The sequence below is a fragment of the Pseudomonas tehranensis genome (assembly GCF_014268615.1).
GTDB classification, from domain to species: Bacteria; Pseudomonadota; Gammaproteobacteria; order Pseudomonadales; family Pseudomonadaceae; genus Aquipseudomonas; species Aquipseudomonas tehranensis.
Genome location: NZ_JABWQV010000440.1, coordinates 1 through 1690 on the forward strand (window position 1 = coordinate 1; position 1690 = coordinate 1690).

Here is a 1690-nt window from a genome sequence, read left to right on the forward strand (position 1 = left end):
ATCCAGTGTGGGAGCGGGCTTGCTCGCGAATGGAATGACTCGGTCTATCTGTCAGTCAAACCGATAGATGTCCATTCCCAAAGCCCCCATGGTGAACCCCTGGTGGGCAACGCTGAATTCACCCCCTGCACCCCGGGCAAAATACAGTGGCAACAAGTGCTCATCACTGGGATGGCTACGCACGGCGTGGGGTGCCTGGCGACGGTAATCATGCAGCGCGGCTTCGTCATCCGCTGCCAGTTTCTCCACCATCCAGTCACGAAAAGCCTTGGCCCAGGGCTCAATGCTTTCGGGGCCGGCGTTCCAGTCCAGGTCGCGCAGGTTATGGGTGATGCTGCCGGAGCCGATTAGCAACACGCCTTGCTGACGCAGGCTTGCCAAGGCCTGGCCGACCTGCGTCTGCAACGCGGGTCCTTGGCGACTGGGCAAGGAGATCTGCACCACCGGGATGTCCGCCGTGGGGTACATCAAGGACAGCGGCACCCAGACGCCGTGATCGGATGGCCGCCCTGTGTCGAGGCGTGCCGACAGATGCGCGGCATTGAGCAGGTCCGCCACGTGCGCCGCCAGTTGCGGATCGCCTGGCGCCGGATATTGCACCTCGTACAGGGCCGGCGGGAAGCCGCCGAAGTCGTGCCAGGTGCGCGGGTGCGGATTGGCGCTGACCAGCAGTTCACTGCTTTCCCAGTGCGCGGACACGATGACGATCGCTTTCGGCGTGGGCAGTTGTGCGGCGAGGCGAGCCAGTGCCGGGCCGCTGTCGCCGGGTTCCAGGGCCAACATCGGTGAGCCATGGGAGATAAACAGGCTGGGCAGCATGAACGGACTCCTGAGCGTTAAGATGTTGCCATCTTCTGTCAGGTCTATGATCTAAATCTAATATAAGTTTTAGCCCGTTTTAATCGGTTTTTTGGGAGTGAGAGATGGAGCCTGAGTTTTGGCACAAGCGTTGGTCAACGAATCAGATCGGTTTTCACTTGCCAGAGGTGAACCCCTATCTGCAACGTTTCTGGCCGCAACTGGGATTGGCGCAGGGCAGTCGAGTGCTGGTGCCCCTGTGCGGGAAAACCCTGGATTTGTTGTGGCTCGCCCATCAGGGGTATTCGGTGCTGGGTGTGGAGCTGTCTGAAAAAGCCGCAGTGGATTTCTTCCTTGAGCATCATCTTGAGCCGAGCGTGAGTGAAGAGGGCGCGTTCAAGGTGTTCCGGGCCGCTGACATTGAAATCCGCTGCGGTGATTTTTTTGCCCTGAGTCCGGAGGATGTGAGCGATTGCTCGGCGCTGTACGATCGCGCCGCATTGATCGCTTTGCCTGGGCCGATGCGGGAGCGGTATGCGGCTCATCTGCAGACGATTCTGCCGCAGTGCGTCGGATTGCTCATTACTCTGGATTACCTTCAGGATGAGATGCCCGGCCCACCGTTTTCCGTAGGGGATGACGAAGTGCAGAAGTTGCTGGGTGAAGGCTGGAGGCTGGAGGTTCTGCAGGAGCAGGATGTGCTGGGGGAAAGCTGGAAGTTCTTGCAGGCTGGCGTCAAAAGACTGGATGAGCGGGTGTATCGGGTTTCCAGTCGTTGATGTGGCGTGCCCGCTGGCCTTATCGAGAGCAGGCTCGCTCCCACAGTTGATCCGTTGCGAACTGTGAATTGGCGCTCGCCGAAGCCCCCTGTGGGAGCGAGCCTGCTCGCGAT

Annotated in this window: 2 protein-coding genes; one reads left to right on the plus strand and one right to left on the minus strand. The window is 59.9% G+C overall.

Annotation, left to right across the window (positions count from 1 at the left end; translation table 11 throughout):
* Positions 1-51 precede the first annotated feature (51 nt).
* Entirely contained in the window at positions 52-819 is a 768-nt protein-coding gene (locus tag HU811_RS26825) for a DODA-type extradiol aromatic ring-opening family dioxygenase (RefSeq protein ID WP_186659121.1), read from the minus strand.
* A 104-nt stretch (positions 820-923) separates the two neighbouring features.
* On the opposite strand from HU811_RS26825, the gene HU811_RS26830 reads away from it, so the two are divergent.
* Entirely contained in the window at positions 924-1577 is a 654-nt protein-coding gene (locus HU811_RS26830; RefSeq protein WP_186659124.1) for a thiopurine S-methyltransferase, read from the plus strand.
* The last annotated feature ends 113 nt before the right edge of the window (positions 1578-1690 follow it).

Coding starts and splice junctions, on each gene's coding strand:
- HU811_RS26825 (WP_186659121.1), bottom strand. CDS start 819: ATGCTGCCCAGCCTGTTTATCTCCCATGGCTCACCGATGTTGGCCCTG.
- HU811_RS26830 (WP_186659124.1), top strand. CDS start 924: ATGGAGCCTGAGTTTTGGCACAAGCGTTGGTCAACGAATCAGATCGGT.